At 68.4% G+C, this 2,691-nt stretch carries 2 protein-coding genes and 1 pseudogene; 1 reads left to right on the top strand and 2 read right to left on the bottom strand.

What is annotated here, in order from left to right:
- Positions 1-139 (bottom strand): annotated as a pseudogene (locus EJK15_RS78410) (transposase); the annotation flags it as partial.
- Between the two features lie 569 nt (positions 140-708).
- A complete protein-coding gene (locus EJK15_RS68720) occupies positions 709-1,353 on the bottom strand; it encodes a TetR/AcrR family transcriptional regulator (RefSeq protein ID WP_138720841.1) in 645 nt (214 codons plus the stop codon).
- Positions 1,354-1,536: 183 nt separating this feature from the next.
- Between EJK15_RS68720 and EJK15_RS68715 the strand changes: the two genes are divergently transcribed.
- Positions 1,537-2,691 (top strand): amidase (locus EJK15_RS68715; RefSeq protein ID WP_138720840.1); only part of this gene is annotated, 1,155 nt, incomplete at its 3' end.

Here is a 2,691-nt window from a genome sequence, read left to right as displayed (position 1 = left end):
CCGGCGCCACGCCTCCGTGCTCCCGCCGCCAAGCCTTCACCCAGTTATGCAGGGTGGTGTCGTGGATGTCCAACTCCCGGGCGACATGCGACACCGGACGATCCCCATCCAGCACCATGCGGACGGCTTCATCCTTGAACGCCTGCGAGTACGGGCCTTACGTCGTGCCAACTACTGCTTCCTTCCGGTCACCCCCAACCCTAGTTGGGGAGCTGTCCGGAAGATCTAGGGCACCTCACTGTCACTTTGAATGTCGTTCGGTCAGATCACTTAGACGTTGATCTAAATGACAGCGCCCAGGTCGGTCATGGGCTTCACTGTCAACTTCGATGACGCCAGACACTCGTTGTCTGGCGACCTTGAAGACGACAGTCCGTCACAGCAACTGGAAGCGGACATGGAAGCGCGCAATCGAAGTTGTGACATTGGGGGCGCTAGTACGGCAGCCGCATTTCGCTAGCTGAGCAGGGCATATGCAGTGGCCAGGCGGGCGCGCTGGTGGAACCAGCGGGCGCGGGCCACAGGAGAGAACCGAGTGGCCTGGGGCTCGTTTGGTGTCCAGGCTGATGCGAGGGGTGGCGGGCCTGCTGTGTGGCGTCGGTGGCACGCGAGCGGCGCGGTTGTTCGAATGCCCTCAAATGCCGCTCGCTCACCCGGTTCCCGCCCCACCGCGCTCCGCGGCGCGCTGCTGTTGACGCGCTGCGAAGTTCAAGGCGCCTCAACTCTGCCGAGCCGAGCGCGGTGTTCGGCCAGTTCGGCGGAGAAGCCGCGGACCAGCGCGGCCAGTCCGGCTTCGAAGGCCAGTTCACGTTGTTCGGGCCCTGATTGGAGCAACGGTTCCAGGCCGGGGGGTGGATCGTTGCGGTCCGCGGTGGCGGCGTGGTGGTCTGTCGGTGGCCCCGGGGCCAGGACCGAGCCGACGACGAAGTACTCGACGGCCCACACCAGCGGCAGCAGCCGGTCCTCCGGCCATCCGGCGCCGCGCAGCCGGGCGAAGGCAGCGGCGTATGCGCCCAGCGCCGCCGGTGACTGAATGGTTCGGACGGCGAGGAGGGGGAGGGCCCGGGGGTGGGCGGCGAAGGCATCGCGATAGGAATGGGCCCAGGCTTCGAGCATGGCCGTCCAGGAATGGATGTCGAAGTCCAGTCGCATCTCGGCCACGATCAGGTCGCGTATGCCTTCGACAAGGTCGTCGCGCCCGGTGATGTAGTTGTAGAGAGAGGGCCCTTTGACTCCGAGTGCGGTGGCGACTCGGTTGACCGAGAGGGCCTCGGCTCCGTGCTCGTCCACTAGGTCGAGGCCGGCGCGGATGATGGTTTCGCGGTCCAGCAGCCGATGCGGCGGCCTGCCCATCCGGCGTCCTCCTCTTTGACTTGTCCTGCGGTCCAGCGACCTGCTCGTCCATGCCGCGTCGACTGCGACTCGCGAGCCCTGCCGCGACGTTCCCCACCCTTCCTGCCCCTTGGCGGGTAGGCGCTGTCAGTGTAGTGTCCCCACTCTTAAAACTACGAACTCTAGTTTTATGGAGGCGGGCGCATGGAATACGCGGAGTACCGGGCCAACGACGCGGTCGGGCTGGCCGCCCTGGTCGCGACAGGGCAGGTGACGGCGGCCGAACTGCTGGAGAGCGCCATCGCGCGGGCCGAGGCCGTGAACCCGGCTCTGAACGCGATCGTCACCTCGATGCACGAGTCGGCGCGCCAGCAAGCCATGCGGACGCTGTCGGGGCCGTTCACCGGAGTGCCCTTCCTCATCAAGGACCTGCTGCAGGACTACGCCGGGCTGCCGACAGGCAGCGGAAACCGGGCGCTTCGCTCCCTGCCCGCCACCGAGCACGCCGAAGTGGTGCGCCGCTGGCTGGACGCCGGACTCGTGATCTTCGGCAAGACCAACACCCCGGAGTTCGGTGCCAAGGGCATCACCGAGCCCGAGGCCGGCGGTCCCACACTCAATCCCTGGGACCGGTCCCGTACCCCGGGCGGTTCCTCCGGAGGCTCGGCGGCCGCGGTCGCCGCCGGCATCGTCCCGGCCGCGGGCGCCAACGACGGCGGCGGCTCCATCCGCATTCCGGCGGCCTGCTGCGGGTTGCTCGGCCTCAAGCCGGGCCGAGGCATCGTCCCCGCCGGCCCGCGAGCTGCCGAACACCTGCACGGCGCGGCGGTCAACGGCGTGGTCTCACGCAGCGTGCGGGACACGGCGGCGCTGCTCGACGTGCTCACCGCCACCCCCGATCCCGGTGGGCCGTACCCTGCCGCGGCCAGGCCCGGAGCTGGTTATGCGGAGCTGGCCCGGCGGGCACCGCGGCCCCTGCGGATCGGCTTCGCCATCGACTCCCCCCTTGGCACTCCCGTATCGCCGCACGCCGTAGCCGCCGTCGAAGAGACCGCCAAACTCCTCGAAGAGCTCGGTCACACGCTCGAACCCACCCGCACCGGAATCGACGAACGCCAACTCGCCTTCGACTTCCTGGCCATGTGGTCCGCCTCGCTCGCCGCCACCGTCGACGAGGTCCGAGCCGCGACCGGGGTCAGACGTTCCGGCTTCGAACTCGACACCCACCTGATCGCCGCCGCCGGCCGCATCCAGCGCGCGAACGACTACATCACCACGCACAGCCGGTGGAACACCTACAACCGCCAACTGGCCACCTTCCACCAGGGCTACGACCTGCTGCTCACCCCCACCCTGGCC

Source organism: Nonomuraea basaltis (assembly GCF_005893125.1).
GTDB lineage: Bacteria > Actinomycetota > Actinomycetes > Streptosporangiales > Streptosporangiaceae > Nonomuraea > Nonomuraea basaltis.
This window is presented reverse-complemented; position numbering and strand designations above follow the sequence as displayed.

What these genes read in the sequence shown, in the direction of transcription:
- EJK15_RS68720 (WP_138720841.1), bottom strand. Translation starts at nt 1,353, where the DNA reads ATGGGCAGGCCGCCGCATCGGCTGCTGGACCGCGAAACCATCATCCGC.